The sequence below is a fragment of the Paenibacillus sp. AK002 genome, assembly GCF_053903045.1.
On sequence record NZ_CP096377.1, the window covers coordinates 3938705 to 3960754 of the forward strand.

Annotated in this window: 15 protein-coding genes; all 15 read right to left on the reverse strand. The window is 52.9% G+C overall.

All coding sequences use genetic code 11. The features are described 5' to 3' along the window. Nucleotides 1-22: 22 nt before the first annotated feature. A complete protein-coding gene (locus M1D70_RS17310; protein ID WP_456287453.1) occupies nucleotides 23-880 on the reverse strand; it encodes a carbohydrate ABC transporter permease in 858 nt (285 codons plus the stop codon). Nucleotides 881-897: 17 nt separating this feature from the next. Continuing rightward, on the reverse strand, nucleotides 898-1770 hold the full coding sequence (locus M1D70_RS17315; protein WP_456287454.1) for an ABC transporter permease subunit: 873 nt from the start codon (nucleotides 1768-1770) through the stop codon (nucleotides 898-900). 68 nt (nucleotides 1771-1838) lie between these two features. Next, complete coding sequence (locus M1D70_RS17320) at nucleotides 1839-3248, reverse strand: extracellular solute-binding protein (RefSeq protein WP_456287456.1); 1410 nt, start codon at nucleotides 3246-3248, stop codon at nucleotides 1839-1841. Between the two features lie 43 nt (nucleotides 3249-3291). Next, the gene (locus M1D70_RS17325) at nucleotides 3292-4305 is read right to left on the reverse strand and encodes a LacI family DNA-binding transcriptional regulator (protein WP_456287457.1); all 1014 of its coding nucleotides are present in this window, start codon (nucleotides 4303-4305) and stop codon (nucleotides 3292-3294) included. 271 nt (nucleotides 4306-4576) lie between these two features. Beyond that, nucleotides 4577-4987, reverse strand: a complete 411-nt coding sequence (locus M1D70_RS17330; protein WP_456287458.1) for a DUF6157 family protein — start codon at nucleotides 4985-4987, stop codon at nucleotides 4577-4579. A 220-nt stretch (nucleotides 4988-5207) separates the two neighbouring features. Continuing rightward, nucleotides 5208-6092, reverse strand: a complete 885-nt coding sequence (locus tag M1D70_RS17335; RefSeq protein ID WP_456287459.1) for an NAD(P)-dependent oxidoreductase — start codon at nucleotides 6090-6092, stop codon at nucleotides 5208-5210. Nucleotides 6093-6145: 53 nt separating this feature from the next. Beyond that, on the reverse strand, nucleotides 6146-8482 hold the full coding sequence (locus tag M1D70_RS17340) for a helix-turn-helix domain-containing protein (RefSeq protein ID WP_456287460.1): 2337 nt from the start codon (nucleotides 8480-8482) through the stop codon (nucleotides 6146-6148). Nucleotides 8483-8591: 109 nt separating this feature from the next. Continuing rightward, the gene (locus M1D70_RS17345; protein WP_456287461.1) at nucleotides 8592-10688 is read right to left on the reverse strand and encodes a hypothetical protein; all 2097 of its coding nucleotides are present in this window, start codon (nucleotides 10686-10688) and stop codon (nucleotides 8592-8594) included. 149 nt (nucleotides 10689-10837) lie between these two features. After that, a complete protein-coding gene (locus M1D70_RS17350) occupies nucleotides 10838-12379 on the reverse strand; it encodes an extracellular solute-binding protein (RefSeq protein ID WP_456287462.1) in 1542 nt (513 codons plus the stop codon). Between the two features lie 148 nt (nucleotides 12380-12527). Further along, nucleotides 12528-13409: a carbohydrate ABC transporter permease gene (locus M1D70_RS17355; protein WP_456287463.1), complete on the reverse strand. Its 882-nt coding sequence runs from the start codon at nucleotides 13407-13409 to the stop codon at nucleotides 12528-12530. Between the two features lie 56 nt (nucleotides 13410-13465). After that, nucleotides 13466-14443: an ABC transporter permease gene (locus M1D70_RS17360; RefSeq protein ID WP_456287464.1), complete on the reverse strand. Its 978-nt coding sequence runs from the start codon at nucleotides 14441-14443 to the stop codon at nucleotides 13466-13468. Beyond that, the gene (locus M1D70_RS17365; RefSeq protein WP_456287465.1) at nucleotides 14430-16547 is read right to left on the reverse strand and encodes a family 10 glycosylhydrolase; all 2118 of its coding nucleotides are present in this window, start codon (nucleotides 16545-16547) and stop codon (nucleotides 14430-14432) included. Before M1D70_RS17365 ends, M1D70_RS17360 begins: the two co-directional genes overlap by 14 nt. 389 nt (nucleotides 16548-16936) lie before the next feature. Beyond that, the gene (locus M1D70_RS17370; RefSeq protein ID WP_456287466.1) at nucleotides 16937-18703 is read right to left on the reverse strand and encodes a glycoside hydrolase family 2 protein; all 1767 of its coding nucleotides are present in this window, start codon (nucleotides 18701-18703) and stop codon (nucleotides 16937-16939) included. Between the two features lie 37 nt (nucleotides 18704-18740). Next, nucleotides 18741-21209: a family 43 glycosylhydrolase gene (locus M1D70_RS17375; protein WP_456287467.1), complete on the reverse strand. Its 2469-nt coding sequence runs from the start codon at nucleotides 21207-21209 to the stop codon at nucleotides 18741-18743. A gap of 5 nt (nucleotides 21210-21214) precedes the next feature. After that, on the reverse strand, nucleotides 21215-22036 hold the full coding sequence (locus tag M1D70_RS17380) for an ABC transporter permease subunit (RefSeq protein ID WP_441295374.1): 822 nt from the start codon (nucleotides 22034-22036) through the stop codon (nucleotides 21215-21217). Nucleotides 22037-22050: the final 14 nt, after the last annotated feature.

Below are 22050 nucleotides of genomic sequence, written 5' to 3' on the forward strand. Positions count from 1 at the left end.
ATTGCTTCCTCCTCTTCTCTGCCTATTCTTTATTTGCGCCGACAAACATTCCTTTGACAAAATATTTTTGCACATATGGGTAGATGATGATGAGCGGGAGCAAGGCAATGACAATCCCCGCCATTCGGACATTGGTCGTGATCATGAAATTGCTCGAGGTCGAATCGGTATCGACGATGAGCGATTTCAGCGCGATTTGCAGCGTATATTTGGACGAGTCGTTAATATAGAGCACAGCCGGCGTGAATTGGTTCCAGCGACTGACAAACTCAAACAGCGTGACCGTTGCCAGTCCTGCGCTCGCAAGCGGCAAATACATCGTAAAGAAGATCCGAAGATCCCCCGCACCATCGATCCGGGCCGATTCCGACATCTCGTAGGGAACGCTCAAAAAGAAATTTCGCATGAGCACGACGCTGAAGCCGGAGACGAAACCCGAAAGTATCAATGAGGACAGCGTGTTAAGCAGTCCTAAATCCTGATTCACGATATACAGCGGGATCATGATCGCCTCGCTTGGAATCATCATCGTCAGCAGGATCGCGGATAACATCCACTTTTTTCCGGGAAGACCTTTCTGTATCAGGACATAGCCCGCCATGGAACTTAGGAAGACATGACCTAAGGTACCGACAACGGTCACAATGACATTGTTCGTAAAAGGCAAATAAAGCTTCATGCGGTTCCATACGGTGGAGAATCCCTCGAGGCTGAATTCCTTGGGCCAGAGTATGATCCCCGGCTGCATGGAAGCAAAATTGGATGAGAATGCAAGCGCGAGTGTATTTATAAACGGAATAACCATAGTTAAAACGAGCAAAAGGAGGAACAGAACATTGATCGTATCAAACAAACGGCCAGGCAGGCTTATTTTATTCATCGATTTCATATACCGACTCACCCTTCATCGTAGCGGATCACCGCTCTTGTTACATACGTCAGCGTGAATGTTGCCAAAATCACCAGGAAGCCGGCCGCCGTTGCAGGTCCAACGCTAAATTCCAATATCCCTTTTTGATAGGTGTACATCATAATGACGTCAACTTTCTTGGCAATGGCGCCATTACTCATCACGAATATTTGATCGAATAAACGCAGGATACCCAATACATTTAACATGATGACCACTTTCATGATGGAACGAAGCATCGGAACGGTAACGTAACGGACCTTCTGCCATCGACTGGCGCCGTCCATGCTAGCAGCCTCATACAGCGAGGGATTAATGTTTACGATGGCGGCCAAATACATAATGCAGGTATACCCCATCTCCTTCCAACCTGAAGTAAGGATCATGACGATGCGGGCATAACGATCCGAAGAGAGGAACCCGACCGACTGGCCGCCGAATAGCTGAATGATCTGGTTCACGATGCCTGTATCCGGAGACAACAGCAGAATCCACATCCCCCCTACGACCACCCAAGAGAATAAATGAGGTAAATAGACGATCATCTGGGTCATTTTTTTGAACCAGGCGGAAGCCACTTCATTTAAGGAGAGCGCAAGAATCAGCGGCAAAAAGAAGTTGATGATAAAGCCTCCGGCTCCGATCACAATCGTATTCTGAAAAACTTCCCAAAATACCGGATCCTTCAGTACCCTCAGATAGTTATCGAAACCGATAAAGGGCCGGTCTCCGATCAGCCGGTAATCTTGAAAGCTGATGGCTAGTCCCCGAGCCAGCGGATAAAAGGAAAAGATGAGGAAATAGGCCAAGATGGGAAGCATCATAAAATATAGGGTTTTGTATTTGAATATGGCTTTCACGGAATATCACCACCATGATCGAAAAATAAAGACGGAGCGGCGTAATCACCGCCCCCGCTCTTAAAGCTTTAATCGATATACCCGCCGGCTTTCAGTGCTTCCCGCATTTTCTTTACGGCGTCGGCTGCCGGCACCTCGCCCATGATCGCTTTGAAGGAATGTTCATTGATGATCTTCTCGGCATCCGCCCAATGGGAAGGCGTTAATTCCAAAGCAGCGTATTGATCGACGAGATCCTGCGCTTCCTGCACGCCCGGGAGTTTACCGAAAGGCGCTTCGACGTTACGGTTGTACCAGAAAGGAACGCCATGGTCGGAAGCATGCTCTTTGCCGGTTTGCGTCAGCGTATACTTGCCGTTGTCAACCGTGTAATCCACATCCTTGATCCCTAGACTGCCCAGGGTAATCCCTTCCTCCGAATGCCACCATTCAATGAATTCGAAGGCTGTTTTCGGATGCTCCGCATTCACGGGAATAACCCATACGTCCGGATCGCCCCTGCGCAGCATGTGGTTGCCGTTTGCATCGGCAGCACCAGGCAAGCCCTTCGCTTCGAATTCCGTATTCGGGTCTTGTTCATGACGCGTGTTGTTCAGCATGCCTACCCAAGCGTCCCAATACGTAATCATGCCAACGCGGTCCGCAAGGAATAGGTCGCGCATTTTACCGGTGTCATTCGTGGTGAAGTTCGGATCCAGAATGCCTTCCTCAAACAGCTTGTTCAGCCATTCATAAACCGGGATGGCCGCATCCGTGGAATACGGAACGTCCAGCTTGCCGTCAGCGGTTTCCACGTATCGTTGTTTCAGGCCTGCGGCGCTGAAGAAGCCCTGCAGTTCGTACATGCCGGCCGTGCTGAGTCCGTACGTGTCTTTCTTGCCGTTGCCGTCCGGATCTTGTTCGGTGAAAGCTTTGAGGACGTTGTAATAATCGTCCAGGGTTTCAGGCTCGGGCAGATTTAATTTGTCCAGCCAGTCCTTGCGAACGATCGGCATCGTTCCGCCTTGGTACTTGGTGAACACGCCGTAGATCTCGCCATCCTTCGTCTTGACTTGTTCCCACTCCTTGGCGGGAATGACATTGGGATCCGAAAGCACCTTGGAGCCGTTCACTTGATTGGTCAACGGCGTAAGGATTCCTTGATCTATAAAAGTGGACATTTTTTCTTTGCTGATCTGCAGCAGATCGAACTTTTCCCCGGAAGCGATGGCTGCCAGCAGCTTCTGGTCATAGTCAGCCGCCGGCTTGTTCATCGTTACCTTGATACCGGTTAGACGCTCGATTTCCTGCTCGAACTGCGTGTTCTCTTCAGGCGTTTTGCCGCCGATGACACCCGTCATGATTTTGAGCGTGCGTTCTTCGGCATTCGATGCAGCCTGGGACGCGGCATTGCCGCCTTCCTGTGTACTGCTGCCTGCGTTCGGGGAACACCCCGCAAGCAGCCCGCCGAACAGAGATACAGCCATGATTGCACTCATGATCTTGTTTCTTTTTACCAAGCTAACCACTCCTTCATTGTCGTTAAGATAGAAATTTACAGGATTCCCTTACAACCAGCTGTGCGGGTATGATGATTTGCCTGTGGATACGTTTATCGCTTATTTTCTCGAACAACAGCTTGGCCGCTTCCGCTCCGAGCGTCTCTGCCGACAATTCCACGGATGTCAGCTTTGGATTCATATCCTGAGCCAGAATAGCATCATTGCTGAGAGCGATGACCGATAGCTGTTCGGGCACCTCGATATCCAGCTCCCTGGCAGCCCTCAGCACGCCAAGCGCCACTCGATCCGTATCCGTAATGACTGCCGTATAGTTCATGTTTCCATAGGTGTTCATGATGGACATATATCCGTATTCCGTGCCGTTGGCATGCAGCTTGTGGTCATAGTACACCACATACTCTTCGGGCATCGGCAGGCCGTGTTGGCTATATGCCTCCGCCAAGCCATGTTTTCGATCATAGGACACGGTCATATCGGAGGATGCATTCAGGAAGAGCACGGTTTGATGTCCGCCCCGGAGCAAATAATCTCCAACCTGTTGAGCCACGTTGGTATTGTTGTTATCCACGTAACTGATCGTATCGTCATAAGGGTCCGACCGCCCCACCAGCACTAAAGGAGTGCCCATCATCAGGTACCGTTGAATTCGCAAATCATTTTTCCGGGGGTTGAGCAGAATGACGCCATCGACAGGATCCTGCGAATATAATGTGGGATCCTCCTGCTCGGGCAAGGTGTCCAGAACTAGGCGGTACCCTTGCTTGGAGCATTCCTTAATGACACCGTTTATCAGCTGAGTATCGAATGCCGTCATCGTCCCATCAGGCGGGAGAGGTATCTTGAGGCCGATGCTCATCGTTCGCTTGATCGCCAGGCTCCGGGCCAGGTGATTCGGAAAATATCCCAGCTCTTGGGCTACCTCCAGTACCCGTTCCGTCACTTGTTGGCTGATCGGCCTTTTTTTGCTGAACACACTGGACACGGTCCCCTTGGAAACTCCAGCCATTCTGGCGACGTCATCAATGGTAGCCATCTATCGTTGTTCCTTTCTCTAGCAGATTCTGATGGATTGCGCTTGATCATTAAACCGGTTTAATAACCCTACGTGATTGATTTTAAAAAAGAATAATTGAATAGAATGCAGGTTTTTGTTAATTGAAAATTAAATCTTTGGAATGAAACTCGTTTCTTTTTGGCAAACAAAAAAAGCCGCCTATCAGGCGACTTGGTATGCACGTATATGATAGAGAAGCTTTCCTAATTGAGTTCAGTTACCGTTAAAGTTTATCCTTCCGGTGCATCCCCTAGGCTTTCTTTGAGCGCATCGCTTTACATTGAGTTATGCTGTTATCGTTCATGAATCTGAGGTATTCGTCTGACTCTACAGCATAGATCGCGACTTTCCCTTCAGCGTCATGATGAATCCCCCAGCCATAGCGCTTTCCTAAGGACGAGGTTCGGAGACATGGCTGCCCTTTCGAAAAAAACTTCTCGCGAGCGGCTTCCCTTTCCGTTTCCGAGATATGATTGCGCTCAGCAAACACTTCGAACAACACATCCTCTTGCGTGTATTGGTATGGGTGGTTCGATAGCATCTCATACTGAATCACCGGTATGGTCTTAGACTCGCCTTTTGCTTTCGGAATGACAGCCTCGCTGACAGGGCAGTCTTCGGCTATTTGAATAAAGGTATCGTATTCATTCATGTCTTTCATATGTAAGAATGACCTCCAGTTCCAATTAACATTCAATATACATCATATCGTAGCATCATCTACAGGCTAGCGCTAGAATCTTGAATCGTTTTCCGCCTGCTTGAGGATTCCATGACTTATCCTGATAAGTTTCCCTAAGTCAAAATAAATAACAGCCTCAATCCGTCCTACCGGAAGAAATCGAGACTGTTTATGTTATTGAGGCAAATGAATCCGAATCTCATTCACCCATATAATATCTAATCAAAGCCTGCGTGCCTTTATCCTCAAATCCCTTCTCGGCCAGCTGGCTGTACAGCGATTCAGCTAGGGACAAGCCCGGTGTAACCAAGTTCATCGCCTTAGCGGATTCCAGTGCGATTCCCATATCCTTGATGAAATGCTTGATATAGAAACCCGGCTCCAGATTCCCAGCAATCATGCGCGGAGCCAGATTGCTAAGAGACCAGCTGCCCGCCGCTCCGCTCTCGATGCTCTTGAGCACGGTTTCGGGATCCAATCCGGCGCTCTCCGCATAGGCCATCGCCTCGCAGACTCCCATCATGTTAGAGGCAATGGCGATCTGGTTGCACATCTTCGTATGCTGCCCGGCGCCGGCTTGCCCTTGGTGGACGATATTGCTTCCCATCGTCGACAGCAGCGGCTGCACCGCCTTGACGTCTCCCTCTTCCCCGCCAATCATAATGGACAGCCTCGCTTCACGAGCACCCACGTCACCGCCAGAGACCGGAGCATCCATAGCATGGAGCCCATTCGAACAGGCGACTTCATAAATGCGGCGGGCAAGCTGCGGACTGGACGTCGTCATATCGATCAGATATGTCCCTTCCCTAGCATGCGCCACCAGTCCTTCCGGCTTTAAATAGAGTTCCTCGACATCCTTCGGGTAACCCACCATCGTAATGATTACGTCGCAGGCCTGCGCCAACTTTGCCGGAGTATCGTGCCAAACGGCGCCGTCCGACACCAGCCGCTCCGCCTTGGAGGCGGTTCGCGTGTAAACGTGAAGCGAGTAGCCGGCGCTCCGAATATTCCCCGCCATACTGTGGCCCATTACGCCCAAGCCGATAAATCCTACGGTCGTTTGTTTCGGTGCGATTGTCATTATGTGATCCTCTCCTTTTTCTGTATAAGCCTAATCCTGTTTCATTGGTTTTCCTATCTTACCGATAGCCGATACTGCCGTGGAGACATCTGCACGAAACGCTGAAAGGCCCTGTTCAGGTTCCGTTCGGAATAACCGACGATTTCAGCAATCTCCATGACCGTGTAATCCGTGTCTTTTAGCAGCTGTTTCGCCTTCTGCACTTTGAAGTTCATGACATATTCGACATAGGATACGCCCATCTCCTTCTTGAACAGCCGGCTGAGGTACGACGGGCTCACACCCACCAGCTCGGCGCATTCCGCCAGTGAATGAGCACCATCGGGATGACGGCTGATATGGCCGCATACCCGCTGAACGATCAGGCGGGTGGATCGGGTGCGCAGGTCATGGCTGATTTCCTGGTACAGCGGGAACAGGACGCCGATGAACCAGTCATGCATTTCTCGGGAGGTCTGGTTCTCCTTCAGCTGATCGAACAGATTACCCCCCAGCAGCTCCAGCACGCCGGGACCTTTCTCCTCCATCGACTGGACAATGGCCGAGAGCAGCACGTAATAGCTCTGGGAGGTCACGTTGTACGATTCCGACACCCGAATCCGCCGGGAAAATTCATGAAGCGACGCCTCGGCCTTCGGCAGATCTCCGTTCCACAAATATTCGATCATCTCCGATTCGATGTCCTTCGGATACATGAACACGGGATTACGCTCGATGCGGATCATGTCTTCATAGAACAGTACGGTATCCGCATCATGGAACAAGCGATATTGCAGAGCAAGCTGCGCCTCCTTATAGGATTCTGCCGCCCGGCTCAATGCACCAGTATTGCCGATGCCGATGGACGCGGAGAAAGAAAGATAGCGCACCAGGGACTGGCTGACGGATTCCGCATAACATGCGAGGAGGCTTCGGAACTCCTGGGAGGAAGCCCCGGACTCTCCCGGCCTCAGGATCGCCGCAGCTTCACGATCCTCCCGGTCCACCACGTAGCCCTCCAGCTGCCGGTTGTTTGCCAGAAGCTCGGACATGACGTTTTTGACCGCAAACACGATAACCGGACCTTCGTTAGGCAAGAATCGTTTTTTCACCGGATTCTCGACTTTCACCACCATCGTAGCATATGGTCTGTTCATCGGGATCTTGTGCTTCGCGCACCCCTCCTCCAGTATGCCGTACCGCCAAGAGCTTCCGGACAGCAGCAAACGCTGCAGAAACCGTTCCCGTAAATCCGGTTGAATTTTTCGAATATAGCTGTTCAGGGATTCTGCCTGCTCGTTCAAGTAGCTAAGGGAGGAGCGGATGTACTCGATTTCATTCTCTTTGACGGAGCTATCCACCCCGCTCCTGCCGTTTCTTCTCAAATGCTCCCCGTAACGAAGTAGCTGCTGGATCGGATTGTACGCGATTTTGGACGAAAACCAGGTGAGCAATACCGCGATCAGCATGAAGACGGACACCGACATGACGAGCAGGACGCGAATCCACCTCAATTGCTCGATCATCTCCCGCTCCGGCATCCGGGACACGTATAGACGGCCCATGGACGTCTTGTAAAAAGCGATCAGTTCCTTGCCGTCCTCCCCGGTCATCACGTCATGGCTGGACGTTTCCCCGCTCTCTACCAGAGATTTCAAAATGGCGTCTTCATCCGCGGTTTTGCCGATCTCGCTGCGTCCATCCGTATGCAGCAGGACCCGGTGATCGGAGTCCAGAATGGCCAGCGACTGCTCCTCCAGGGAAAGGGAATAATTGTTCAAAAGGCTGCGAAGCGATTCCTCTTTTACCTGTATTAGGATGGTGCCTCTCGGTTGGCCCTGCACCATAACGGGAAGATGGCGGACGTAAGAGATGTATCCGTTCTCCGACGATATCGGGAGGTGCATCCACCTCGCTCCGCCTTCCCTCGCCAGGGCTTGCTCAATATCTTCTTTTCCTTTATAGCCGTCCAGGTGGACCAGGCCATAGGAATGCGACAGGAGCAGCCTGTGCCGAACATCATAAAACAGGATGTCTTCGATCAGGTTATTGGTATTTTTGTGCAGCTGAAACAGCTTGAGCATATCCAATTGCTGCATGTAGTCCGTCTCATATTCGGGATTTTCCAGCGCGCTGCGAATCAGCGGACCGCTGGCAAGCTGAAGCGATTCATGCTCGATGCTCGTTATGATATTTTCGACGCGATCCTTCAGCTGCATCAAGGACGCCATATTATTTTCCTGGAATTGGACCGTCAGCTTTTTCATGGAGAAATGATAGTACGCGCTTCCGGCTAGGATCACCGGAATTACGGCCGACAGACATCCGAGCCAAATCAGACGCTTCAGATAGCGGTTCGCGGAGAACCAGCGGAGGAACGATGCCTGAATATGCTGCCAAAGAGACTTCACGATTTCACCTCCGGTTCCCGCGGCAGGAACTGCCCTGCGGATCTCTGTGCCATCCGCAACTCTCTACGGATGATCCTACACCCTGTTATACTTCGTCCTCCCGATTCCTCTATCCTTCCCCAACAGCGGTAACGGTGGGATTCAGCGGGATCCGGATGCACTCCCAAACCTCCAGCCGCGGCAAGGTGAAGTTCAATACGTCGTTCGCTGAGGATCCTTCTATACAGCCTCCGCTGATCAGCGTTTCTAGTTTAAAGCCGTTACCCGTAGGCCAACTAGTCCCCGGTCTCAGCCGGACCTCGATGTCGTGCAGAGGCAGCGCAGCTGCAAGCGGCCGGCGGCCGGCTCCGTTCACGAAGTGGAGCAGCAGATCACTGCCGCTTCGGAAGAGGGTCGCCTGCAGTCCGGGATACGGCGTTACCGACAGCTGCGGCTTCCCGTCGAGCAAATGGTCGATTGCGTTAGCCAGCAGCATCTCGTGCTCGGGCAGCTTGAATTCACGAAGCAGCGTACCCAGCGAGAACGTGAAATACATGGCGCGGCCGGCACCCCACGAATGCTCCAGCGCAAGCGGCAGTTCGGTACGGGATACTGGCAACGATGCCCGTTCCGGCGGCGCTCCCACGCTTTCCTGCGGAGAAAACGGCGGCACCAGCGTCGCCAGCACCCGTACCCCGTCATTCCGCGGATGAGCATAGGTCACATAACCGCGGTGTGCGATCAACGAAGTCGTATCCATTCCCTGTTGAAGCGGATTGATCTCGCAAGGCAGCTCCTGAAACCGCAAATAGGAGGCAATCAGGTATTCGCTTTTGAAGACTTCATCCGAAATGCCGAGCAGGTCATGTAACGGCTTTACGCCGGCATCGGCTGCAGCGGAAGGAAGCGCCCCTTCCGTTAGCAGTTGTCCCCCACCATGTACGTACGAACGCAAGTCGTTGATCAAGGACGGGGTAAATCCCGTTCCCTCGGGAATCAGTACAACGCGGTAGCGGCCCAGCTCCCAATCCTTCCTGCTCTGGGGAAGCAGCACGTCAAACGGGATTTGCCGGTTTATCATCGTTTCGGCCCAGCTCTGCGCCTCGCCGCGCTCGTTCCAGAGCAGGGCGGTTTCCGCAGCCGATACGGCCCCGTCCATATAAGCATCCAGCTTGGCGGCATGATGATTCAGCTCGGCTACGATCTTCAAAATCCGCTTGTCTTCGATCGTATCGGGTATGCCCGTGACGGAATGCCAGATCTGACCGCCGTTGGCCGGAATTTGGGCCAGCCAGAAGCGGTATTCCGCTACCGGAAGCCCGGTATGGCGCCAGTCCATGCCCGGGCAGGAATGCACGATGCCAAACGGAGCCGGCCTGCCCGGAACCGACCTCCCCACCTTGATGCTGAGAGCCGGCTTCCAGAATTCAGGGATCCGTGCGTGGCCGAGCGATAGCACATCCTGCGGCTCCGTACACAGCATATCAGTGATCTGAACGCGCTTCGACAGATTGTCGCGGTGGAGGTTGTAGTATAGAATCATGGGCACCTCCGGCCTCTCCCGCTTGATCAGGCCATACATCGCTTCCATATTGTCATCGAAGCATGTTGCAGCAAAACCCGGCTCCATCTCCTGCGGGGAGTCCGGGAGGTCTTTGCCGTACCGTTCCGCGTATTTGCGACGGCACCGCTCACAGCGGCAGAACACATAACCGGGGTTATTGAAAAAAATACCGTCGATCGGATACCGCGACAGTGCCTCCCGGAGCACCGGAACCGCGACATCCGCATTGCGGTAGCCGCCATTGATGCAGGTCGACATCAAGAGCGGCCACGGTCCGGGCCGTTCGGCCCCGATGATTTCCGGACGGCCGCTCTCTTTGCGAACAAACCATTCCGGCCGCCGGAGGTACACGCTGTCATCCGCTTTGCTGAAATCGAACCGGGCTATAAAGCGAAGATCTTCAAGGTGACAGGCCGTGACAAGCTCTCCGAGGAGATCGCGCCCCTCCGGGAGATATCCGTTCACGGTATGGTACGGAACCTGCGTATCATACCAGGCATATATACCTCCCGTATTGAAAACCATCGCGTTAGCCCCCATCTCCTTCAGCTGTGCGGCTAACCGGGGCGGGTCGATGCAGGTGGTATCCCGGACCTGCATGTTGGGCTGGATGACGCGCAGCGGCTTGTGCCACCAGAAGCGTTCCTCTTTAACCTTCGTCATTGCCTTACCTCCGTCTCTTTTCAAACTGGCAACAGAGGGCGATTCGCAAGACGGAGACATCCGGTGGAACAGAGACTTCAAAGATGCTTTCTCTCCCCGTTCTCCGGCATATTCGCTCCAGACTGCGAGACCGCCCGAGCAGACTCTCCTTACTCCCCGTTGAACTGCTTGTAAGCCTCCGCCATTTGTTGGTACGCTTCCTGAATGTCCGGCTGGCTGTTCAGCCTATCGACGTATGCGCGGAACTCCTCCATTGGAATATGCCCGACAATCGCCTTTGTCACCATGGAAGCATATTCGTCGCTGTATTTAGGCCATGTGCTGCGCCAGCCCTCGGACGTGATGACGCGATAGTGGTCGATTTTTCCGATCTCGTCGTAATTTTCCACCTCTTTGATTTTGGCATCGTTAAAGGCTTTATCGCCGGAAGCGCTAATCACCTTGCCCCACTTGGCATAAGCCAGTACGCCCGCACCCTTGCTCGTCGTATTGACTTCCTTGACCCCCTGCTCCGTCAGCACCTTCTGCCCGTCTTTCTCGGTATAATGGACACCCTCGATGCCGTAGTAAGCAAAATCAGTCATTTCCTGGGAAGCCGTCTGGTCAAAATATTTCAGCAGCTGCTTCACCTTCTCTTCAGGCACCTTCTTGGAAATATAGAAGCCGCCGGCAACGCCGGTTTCCAAACCGACCGCATAATCCCCGCCCGGTCCCTTCAAGGTCACGTTCAGGATTTTCGCGCCGGGTTGACCGGATTTTTTCATGGCCTGCTCCCATTCATGATCCCACCAGATCGGACGGCCATAGGAAGCGGCTCGGTTCGTCTTGAAGAGCTCTTCAGCCTGGCTTTCCTTCATGACCGCGTATTCCTTGGACATTAGGCCATCTGCGTACAGACCACGCAGCCATTCCACCATCTCGACGTACTGAGGCGTAAGGGACGGACTCATCAGCCCGCCGTCATCGGTATAGGTCGGATTGTATACGCCGAAACCGGCCTGGAATGATGCGGGTGGGTTATTGATATATAGGAGACCTACCGTATCCTTCTTCCCGTTGCCATCCATATCGGCATCGACGATCTTCTTCAACGCTTCTTTATACTCGTCGAAATCGGTAGGAATCGGAATGTCCAGCTGCTTCAACCAGTCCTCTCGTATTTTCAACCCGCCGTCGATCCTGGACCGGGACCGCGGCACCGCATAGATGCTCCCCTCCACCGACAAATATTTCAGTGCATCCGGGGCGAGATTGCTTTTCAGGTTCGGATACTCGCTGAGATCCCCAAGTAACGGGGTCAAATCCCAAAACGCGCCGTTCTGAATCGCCGTAATCAGCGTGGGGCGGATCGGGTTTTGATATGCCACGACCTCGGGCAAATCACCGGAAGCCAGAAGCAAATCCAGCTTCGTGTCCAAATCACCCGACGGCACCCATTCCACGTCCAGCTTGACGTTGGTGCGCCGCTCCCATTCCTTCCAATAGTCATTGTTCATGTCGGGGATCTCGTTATAGAGCCCGGCAAACATTTTGATTGTCATCGGCTTGCCGTCCGTGTCTTCCGCTTCCGGTCCCCCGGCGGTCTGCGGCTTCTCGCCGCCGCATCCGGCCAGCATGACTACGGTCATGAGGGCTGCGAGCCAGAATGTCCAGTATTTCTGCGAGCTTCCCTTACTTGATGTATTTTTCATGTAAACCCCTCCTTATGGATGCTCATCATCCATCTATTGTTCTTGAAGCAGAGTCCTATCTCCTTCCCGCCTATTGCGGCAGGATAACGCTTTAAATCCTATCGGCCGCATATCCGATGCAGAGGGCATCGATGCGCCGTTTCCTTCATCAGCCTTTAATCGATCCCAGCATGACTCCTTTGGCAAAATGCTTTTGCAGAAACGGATAAACAACCAAGATCGGTACCATCGCGAGTACAATTGAGGCCATCCGTATGGTCTCCTGCGGCACCACATTTTCGTCGCTTGCCCCGGCTTGGGCCACCGCCACCGAATTGGAATCGATGACCAGCGTTTTAATCAACAGCTGAAGCGTCCACTTGCTGGAATCCGATAAGTAAATCAAGGCGTTAAAATAGGCGTTCCAATGCCCGACCGCAAAGAACAGGGTGAAGGTGGCGATCGCCGGCATCGACAACGGAATTATCATCCTCAAAAACACGCCCATATCCGAGCAGCCGTCCATTTTCGCGGAATCCTCCAATTCGGATGGAAGCGAATCCAGAAAGCTTTTGATGACGATCAAGCTCCAGGCGTTGGTCAGGCCCGGCCAGATCATGGACCAGTAGGAATTCAACAGACCTAGTTCCTTGACCAGCAAGTAGTTGGGCACGATGCCCGGGCTGAACACCAGCGTGAAGATGACGAGCCCCATTACCCAGCGGTTGCCGGGCATGGACCGTTTCGTCAGCGCATAGGCCATCGTAAAGGAAACGACGATGTTGAGCGCGGTACCGACGACCGTAATGAAAACGGTGCTCTTAAACGCATTCATAAAGCTGTTGGTAGATAGAATGTATTTGTAGGACTCCAAGGACCACTGCTCGGGAAACAAATAAAATTTAAGCGGAACATAGACCTCGGGATCCGTAAAGGAAACGCTGAACACGTAAAGAAACGGAAACAAGCATGCGACCGAGAACATGGTGATTAGACTGTAGTTGACCCAATCGAACAAGCTTAGCCCTTTTTTTCGGATAACGAAGCTCACGTGGAATTCCTCCTTTCGTTTAGCATAATGAGTAGGCGGCAGACGCCGTTGGAGGCTTAATAAATGCCTTCATGGCCAAGCCGTTTTACGATTTTGTCGGCGGCCACGATCAAGACGAGCCCCACCAGTCCCTTGAACATGCCGACCGTCACCCCAATGCTGATCTTCCCTTGAAGAATGCCGTGCGTGTAGGAGTACGTATCGAACACCTCCGCCACCGAGCGCACCAGCGGATTCATCATCAGTAAAATTTGCTCGAATCCAGTGTCGGCCATGCTGCCCAGCCGAAGTATAAGCAAAATGATGATCGTTGGCCGGATGGCCGGAAGTGTGATATGCCAGATCTGGCGGAACCTGCCCGCCCCATCCACGACAGCGGCTTCGTAGCGCTGGGGATCCACGCCCGCCATGGCCGCCAGGAAGATAATCGTTCCCCATCCGGCCTCCTTCCACATGCTTTGCGCCGTCAGCAGTCCCCAGAAGTAATTGGGATTGGACAGAAAGGAAACGGTATCCCTGCCGCTTTCGGCGATGAGTTTATTGACGATCCCCACGTCCGTCGACAACAGAAAGAACGTCATGCTGGCCACGACGACCCACGACAGGAAATGCGGCAGGTAAACTATGGACTGGTTTAAGCGCTTGAAGCTCTCATGCCTGATTTCATTCAGCATCAGGGCTAGCAGGATCGGGAGCGGAAAATGGAAGATCAGCGCGATCATATTGATTGCAAACGTGTTCCGCAACATAATGTAGAAGTTGGAGCTAGAGAACAGATCGGCAAAGTGCTTAAATCCAGCCCATTCGCTTCCGGCAAAGCCAAGAAACGGATTATAATCTTTAAAGGCCAGGAGCATCCCCCACATCGGAGCGATTTTGAACAGCAAGAAGAAGAGGAGCCCGGGCAGCAGCAGTAAATAAATGACCCGGTGCTTGACGATCCGGGACGCGAGACTGCCCGGGCGAAGCGTTAGGCCCGGCTTGATGACACCGTTAGCCCCTTGGGCAGGTATAGCAGATTTAGGCTTTGACATCGCTGGAGATCAACTCCTTTCGATCGCCGACAGGCACGGCCTGAAGCCAAACCGCTTCATAGCGGCCGATTTGCGGCAGCGTCACCGTCACGCGATCTTGCGAGGTTTCCACCAGCGCATCGGAATCGGCACGGAGCAGCCTACCCCTCGCTTCCGCGTTTCTCGGCAGCCGCCACTTTTGCGGCCAAGAATCCGAAGCACTCGCTGCAGCGGTTTCGTCCACGCGGTCAACGGTCAGTTCCACCTGAACATCATATAATGGAAGCGGATTCATAAAAGTCGTCCCGTTATATCCGGATAGATTCAGCAGCTGGACCAGGCATCCGCCCTCCTTCAAACGGTGAACGAACAACTCTAGACATGGGGGCGCGTTCGTAGCAGCAACCCGATTCGGCACGATGTCATGTAGCACGTCTGCCATTACCTGCCTGTAGTCCTCGAACCCGTGGCGATAGTAGAGCTCGCCGGGATTCCAAGGCATATACACGCCGGTTCGGATAGTTCCCTGCTTGCCGACCCGCCTGTTCAGCGCCAAACCGTAATCTGTTCCGATGCGGTGACCGTAGGCACGCTCCGGCGGCCCGAACGTGGAAGGCTCGATGAATGGCAATCGGCACTCGGTTGTATCCGGGTCAAAGGCAACGCGGGCAAAGCTTCTGCCGGCGACGATCCAGTCCCGGCCATGGGCAACGCCGGGGAAATGCGACTTGTCCGAAACGTCCAGATAAGCGCCAGGTTTCGATTGTTTCACGCCGGTGAACGAGGCCCCAAACCACTCCTTAAGCAGCTCCGGCTGTCGCTCTAGCGCGGTTCCCGTTGCGACCAGCACCGCGCCGGCATCCGCCGCCTGATGCAGCGTTCGCGCCGCCTTCACCGACAATCCCTGAACGCCGGGAAGAATAACCGCTCGCATAAGCAATAGTTTGGACTCCATAGCCACCAGCTGTTCTTCCATCACCACGTCAAAGAGGACGTGCTCTTCCTTTAACATTTTGAACATACCGTGATACTCCGCTGCCGCTTCGGGGGCCGCTGGCTTGACGAGCACCACTTCGGCCATGGAACCGAGCTGTCCGAAGAGCTCTTCGTGCTCCGCATGGTATCGGAAAATCTCCTTTACCGTTTCGAAGCTTGCCCGGTCCGGATATCCTTCAAATGCCCCGATGATGCAGAAATCCAGCCCCGATCCGCTTCCGATGCTTTGATATAAACGGATCGCATTTTCATTCTCGGATACTCCTGTGAATCGGTAGGTCAGGTCTATAGCGTTAATGCTGCAGTTGCTGATCAGCTTGTCATTCCAGCTGTCTTGTATGGACGCGACATTCTCCGAGGCTGAATACAGCCAAGGCGGGCTGCACCTTGTCAGCGACGTATTCGATTCCTTGCGGACGATATCGACCCGGTGTGGGTGATACGTGCTAATGGCTACATCGGGTCGCAGCGATTTCACGAATCCGTGAATGCGCTCCAACACTTCCCTTGACGTCCGTTCCTGGAAGGACCGGTACAGCTCGTGCATGGGATGTTCGGGCCCGGTATACGCCAGCAAATCTTCACCGGTCACTTCGCGAAACCGCAAGCGGCAGTTTGGGCAATAGCAAGGTCCATAGAAATTTCCGCTGTAATCCCAATGCTGGTAGCCGAACATATTGAAGAAAATCCCATCCACCGGATAACGCTCCAGTACTTCTTGAATGCTCTCCAGCGACTTCACCTGCTGATAGGCTCCATTCAGGCACGTATGAACGATGCCGTGATAATTGACCTCCCTCCCCTCCCGGTCCCGGTAAAACCATTCGGGATACCGCATCCACAACGATTCATGCGCTTTACTGAAATCGAACCGTGCAATAAATCGCATTCCATTGGCATGGGCTTTTTCTACCGCTTCCCCCAGAAGGTCTTTGGTTAAATAAGGCGTTACATATTGATGCATAAGCGATGATGGATAGAACGCAAATATGCCCCCGGCATTCATCATGAGCACATTCGCTTGGAACGACTTGAGCTCGCGAATCAAAAGATCCACATCCATATCGGCGTCCGTCTCGCGAAGATTATTTTGAATCAATCGAAGACGGTTCGTTGACCACCATTTCATCCGCATTCCCTCCTTTGCTTGTGGTGTATGTCTACCATAATGAAGCTGAGGGCAGCAGAACAGGGACAATTATTGCATGAACGCGTTAGGAAAAATATGTCCGATCCGCGCATGGGACTTAATCCAGCGCGAGGTCCCCTATACCTGACAGAGCCACAAGGTTAGAACAGTATCTTTTGGGTCATTTCTTGTTTTGCAGGAAAACCGCAAAAAATGTCCCGTTCCAACATTCTCTTGTATGGCGGATTATGTTTGCACGATCGATCGAACTTACGGTTAGCATCCAAAAGATGGGTCTGTATTTTCTTTGTACACGTAACAAAAAAACTCACCCTTGGGTGAGTTTTTACAATGTTGCGCGGGTAACCGAATACGTCTCAGACTGAGAATCATGCCAGATTGATGCTTCGGATCGCTTCTACGCTTACTTTCGGTTTGCGGTCTTCCGTCAGCAAGCCGTTCACTTCCTGCTGCACGTCCGTAATTTGCGTATAACAGAATCCGCACACATAAGGCAAATTCTTGATCGCTTGTGTGATTCCTTCGTACCGTTTCATGAATTCATCCTCGCTGCGAACCTGATTGCCGTAGCCCCAGCCCTCTTCGCTTGTAAAAGCGATGCCGCCGTATTCGCTGATGATGACGGGCTGGCCTCGATAGCCGTAACCCTGCGCGAATGGATAACGATGTGTATTATGCGCGATTTGGTTGCCTAACAGCGCATCCTTGTCCCGATACCGCTCTTCCAGCATAGCACCGATTTCTTCATAATCATGGAGCGTAATGATATCCGAAACGGTATGCTCCCAGCCGTCGTTCACGATCACTGGCCGCATCTGGTCGAAAGCCTTGGTCAGATGATAGATTGATTCCGTAAATTGCTGCTGCTTGCGATTGGTCGATATATCGGAAATTCCCCAAGACTCGTTGAACGGTACCCAGGTGATGATAGAGGGGTGGTTGTAATGCTGCCGGACGACGTCCATCCACTCTTGCGTGAACCGCTCGACCGCATCGTCTCCGAATTCGTAAGTCGACGGCATTTCCGACCACACCAACAATCCTTTGCGGTCACACCAATATAAATAACGGGGATCCTCCAGCTTCTGATGCTTGCGCACGCCGTTAAAGCCGAGTGCAATCGTTTTGTCGATGTCTTCCAGCAGCGCTTCCTCCGACGGAGGCGTCAGATGCGTATCGTTCCAGTATCCTTGATCCAACAGCAGACGCTGATAAATCGGCGTATGGTTCAAGATGATTTGATCCCCCGCGATCCGAATGCTCCGCATGCCGAAATAAGAATAAGCGATGTCGATCGGCTTTCCGTTTTGCTTCAGGATCATCTCGACGTCGTATAAATTCGGATGGTTCGGATGCCACGGCTTGACTTTCCATTCGCCCACAGCTTCGTTTACGACGCTCACATCGACCGTTACCGTTCCGCGTTCCACGCTCGTTTCACTCGAACGGATCAGCTTCCCGTCAAACCGGATGATGGTCTGGAGGGTTAACCCGTCGTAGCCGTGCGCGGCATTGCCCAGTTCATAACCGAAATTCGCCGACCCGCGTTCCAGTTCCGGCGTTATCTTCACCCGGCTGATGTGAATCGGATTCACGTATTCCATCCATACGGTTTGCCATATTCCAGTCGTCTGCACGTACCAGCACCCGAAGTTGTCCTTCATCCATCGCTGCTTGCCGCGCGGCTGCGTGCAGCTGTTGCCGTCCACGACTTGTACGGTAATCCTGTTCTCGCGTCCATACTCGACTGCTTCCGTAATGTCGAAGGAAAAGGCCGCGTATCCGCCTTCATGCATGCCGATTTTGCTGCCGTTGACCCACAGGGTCGCCGCGTAATCGACCGCTTGAAAATGCAAAATGATCCGTTTGCCTTCTACCTCCGCAGGTACGGCTACACTTCGTTCATACCATACGCAAGGATGAAATGTTTCATCCTCGATGCCGCTTGCTTTCGTTTCATATGCAAAAGGCACCGTGATTTTACGGTCAGCCTGAAGGCGTTCGTACCATTTGGCGCTTTCTCCTTCCAGAGCATCGTCGAAGCGAAAATCCCATTCCCCGTTCAGATTTACCCATTCCTCGCGTACCAATTGAGGTCTGGGATAGTCCTTTATATATTTGTGCGAGCTAGACATTATGTTCCACTCTCCATCTTCTGTTAGTTTATCGTTTCTATTTGGTTCCTATGGATTCTACCGTTAAATCGCCAAGCCCGATCTGTTCGGCATGAACCGATCGAATGCCGACCCTCCCCTGCATGAAGGCCTGGGGATCGTCATACGTCAGGACAGGCTCTTCTCCATCCTCTACGAAGACGCGGATCGTGCCGTGAACTGCTTCTATGCGCAAGCTGACGGGCTTGTTCCGTTCCAGCTCCATTTTGATGCTTTGAAGCAGCTCGGAATCGTAATTATGTTTGTACAGTTCAAGTTTCGTGGCGGTAACCGCGAGAAAATATCCCATCAGCGAATCGCTCACTTGATCCCTGAAATCCGACTCGTTTGTCACCCGGAAGAGTACGCCCGCTTGACCGGACGGATCATCGCCCAGCGTTACGGTCGTCCTGATGCGGTAGTTGGACCAAAGGCGGCTGCCTCCGTACATCTTGGCATCGGCATCGGCTGCTCCGGCATAACTGCCGGCGGTTTCGATCCATGGTCCGTGAACATCCTCTGAGCTTGCTTGTTCCAGCAGACGTTCTACTTTGAACGTTTGTTCGTCGACCAGCTCGAAATCCATCGTTTTCCACTCCAGCTGCCCGTTGTCCAGTTGAATCGCAAGGCTATGTAATCCTTTTTCTAGCTTTAGAGATCCAACCCGAATTTTAATCCAAGGCTCGCTGCTGGCGTCATGACTGCTGTCAACTTTAAAGCTTCCGGCTTTTTGATCGTCCACGAGCAGCTTAAAGGTTGCCGGCCCAGCGTCAGCCTTGACCGACAAGTCCAGCGCATAGGTGCCGGATTCCGAAACGTTGACTGCATAACGCAGCCAGTCGCCTTTTTCCGTAAGCGCAGCCGAATAGCTCCCATCCTCCGCCTGCCGGATCTCGGTTCCGTCCGATTGACGCCAAACGGCGGCTTCCGTCGGTTGGCGGACCGCATATCCTCTGCCTTCGCCGCTAAGATAATGCACGGCTTCCATGCTTCCGGGAAGCGGCTTGGCCGTTTCGAAGTCACTGCTGCCGTCGGCTTGATTCGAGAATGCGGTATACGACAATCCCGGAGCGCCTTCATCGTACTGATACCCGATATGGCCAGGTCCGAACGGTTCCGCCGATTCATCCAGCTTCAGAATACCGTCCAGGTAAATGCGAAGCCGCTCGTTCCCTCGTTCGATACGAATCGTGTGCAGTTTCGACCAATCCGAATCTTCCGGAAGCTCCGCGGTGCCGAGCACTTTACGGTTGCCATCGTCCATCCTGCCCAAGGATAGCCGGTTTAGTTCAGGATCGATTTCGGCGAACCCAAAACGGTTGGCCTCCTCATAGGCAAACAATGCGGCGACCCGCGTCTTCGACGGCACCAGGTTATATTCCGCCGTATAGATGCGATCCGTGCTCGCCTTGCTGATGATTCGACCGCCTTCTTCCGATTTCGCCGCTTCCCACCGGTTCTCATCAATGGCATCTGCGTCCAGCCTATCGGCAAAGACGGGCCCTCTCGGGATAGGCTGATCGTAATTCGTAGGACCCAGAATCTCCATCTTGTCTCCGTTGAATACCAGACGGTCGATGTTCATGCGACGGACTGGCGGGCCTTCCTGGGATCTTCCCGTCAAGTTATGATAGACAAGATAATAGGAATCCAGATCGGGTCCCATCACCGTCGAACTGTGGCCGAGCCCGTAAAAGTCCGGCTTGGTGCTGATGACGAGCGGATTGTTGGCCGGAATGCTGTATGGGCCTAGCGGCGAATCATGCGACACGGCATAATGAATGCGGTAGCCTTTGCTGAATACATGATTGCCGGTATATGTCATGTAATAGGTACCGTTCCGCTTGATGATCATGGATCCTTCCGTCCAATGCCCCAGATAGGGCCCGGGAATCGTCTGACCGACGCTGAATTCGGCGGGTCCTTCCATCGGAACGCCGACAATGCCCGACGTCCCAGCATGGGTAAACAGCCAGGTGCCGTCATCGTCGATAAACACCGAGCCGTCGATGCTCATCCCGACGTTCTCGGAGATTCTTTCGAACGGGCCTGTCGGCGATTCGCTTCGGAACACGTAATGTCCCCTTCCCGCAGGAGAAGTGTATAGATAGAACCACCCGTTCGAGTAGATCACTTCGGGGGCATAGGCCCCGGTCGATACGGGATCTTCCGTTACAAGACCCGCATAGCTCCAATCGACCAGATTATCCGACACCCAAGCCTTGATTCCCGTCCGATGATCCTTCGTGCTCACATACAGATAATAGCGGCCGTCATGCCGCAGCACATACGGATCCCCGTTGCCGTAATCCTCCCATTCTTCCTCCAACGACGGAAAGGGATTGGCATACATTTCATTGTATATTTCCATATCGACCGCCTCCGGTTTCGTGATTGTATCGCATCCCGACAATGCCAATCCGGCCGCTAAACCTAACGTTCCGATACAACATGCGATTTTTGACAGGCGCTGCATTCTTATCGGCATGCGCCTCACCCCTTGATTCCGCTGATTGCCATCGATTCGATAAAGTACCTTTGGCAGAAAAAGAACACGATAATCACCGGCACCATGGCAATGATGGCTGCGGCCATGATCATCGGATAATCCGACTGGCCGATGTACATCGCCTGCATGGAAGCAATCAGTACTTGAATCGTTTGCTTCTCGGGCGTATGCAGGTAAATCAGCGGGCCGAGAAAATCGTTCCAGATGCCCATAAAGCCGAGGGCGGCTTGGGCGGCGAGCGCCGGCTTCATGATCGGCAGCGCGATCTTGAAGAAGATGCCCGGAAAGCTGCAGCCGTCGATCTTCGCCGCTTCGATCAATTCGGTCGGCATCGCGCTTTGCAGATATTGCCGTATGAAAAAAATGACGACGATGTTGCCGAACAGACCCGGGACGATGAGCGGCAGCAGGGTGTCCACCCAATCGAGCCTGGAAAAACCAACATACTGCGGAATCATCACGACCGAATATGGAATCATCATCGTTCCGAGCAATCCCATGAACAGGACGCCCTTGTATGGAAACTGGAATTTACCGAATGCATAAGCCGACATCGCGGATACCAGCATGCCGATGGTCAGAACAATCACCACGATGATCAAGCTGTTCATGAATCCGTGAAGTAAGGGCGATTCCTGCCACACCTTTGTATAGTTGCTGAACGAAATCGGATCCGGGATCCACACAGGAGGAATTTCGAATACGTTTCGCTTATCCTTTAACGAAGTCGAGATCGTCCATATGAACGGTGCGATCATAAAGATCGAACCGCAAAGCAGCAACAGCAATGACCAGAGGTCCGTCATTTTTTTTCGATTCA

What these genes read in the sequence shown, in the direction of transcription:
- M1D70_RS17330 (WP_456287458.1), bottom strand. Translation starts at nt 4,987, where the DNA reads ATGAAAGACATGAATGAATACGATACCTTTATTCAAATAGCCGAAGAC.
- M1D70_RS17335 (WP_456287459.1), bottom strand. Translation starts at nt 6,092, where the DNA reads ATGACAATCGCACCGAAACAAACGACCGTAGGATTTATCGGCTTGGGC.
- M1D70_RS17325 (WP_456287457.1), bottom strand. Translation starts at nt 4,305, where the DNA reads ATGGCTACCATTGATGACGTCGCCAGAATGGCTGGAGTTTCCAAGGGG.
- M1D70_RS17365 (WP_456287465.1), bottom strand. Translation starts at nt 16,547, where the DNA reads ATGAAATGGTGGTCAACGAACCGTCTTCGATTGATTCAAAATAATCTT.
- M1D70_RS17310 (WP_456287453.1), bottom strand. Translation starts at nt 880, where the DNA reads ATGAATAAAATAAGCCTGCCTGGCCGTTTGTTTGATACGATCAATGTT.
- M1D70_RS17380 (WP_441295374.1), bottom strand. Translation starts at nt 22,036, where the DNA reads ATGACGGACCTCTGGTCATTGCTGTTGCTGCTTTGCGGTTCGATCTTT.
- M1D70_RS17375 (WP_456287467.1), bottom strand. Translation starts at nt 21,209, where the DNA reads ATGCCGATAAGAATGCAGCGCCTGTCAAAAATCGCATGTTGTATCGGA.
- M1D70_RS17360 (WP_456287464.1), bottom strand. Translation starts at nt 14,443, where the DNA reads ATGTCAAAGCCTAAATCTGCTATACCTGCCCAAGGGGCTAACGGTGTC.
- M1D70_RS17345 (WP_456287461.1), bottom strand. Translation starts at nt 10,688, where the DNA reads ATGACGAAGGTTAAAGAGGAACGCTTCTGGTGGCACAAGCCGCTGCGC.
- M1D70_RS17370 (WP_456287466.1), bottom strand. Translation starts at nt 18,703, where the DNA reads ATGTCTAGCTCGCACAAATATATAAAGGACTATCCCAGACCTCAATTG.
- M1D70_RS17350 (WP_456287462.1), bottom strand. Translation starts at nt 12,379, where the DNA reads ATGAAAAATACATCAAGTAAGGGAAGCTCGCAGAAATACTGGACATTC.
- M1D70_RS17320 (WP_456287456.1), bottom strand. Translation starts at nt 3,248, where the DNA reads ATGAGTGCAATCATGGCTGTATCTCTGTTCGGCGGGCTGCTTGCGGGG.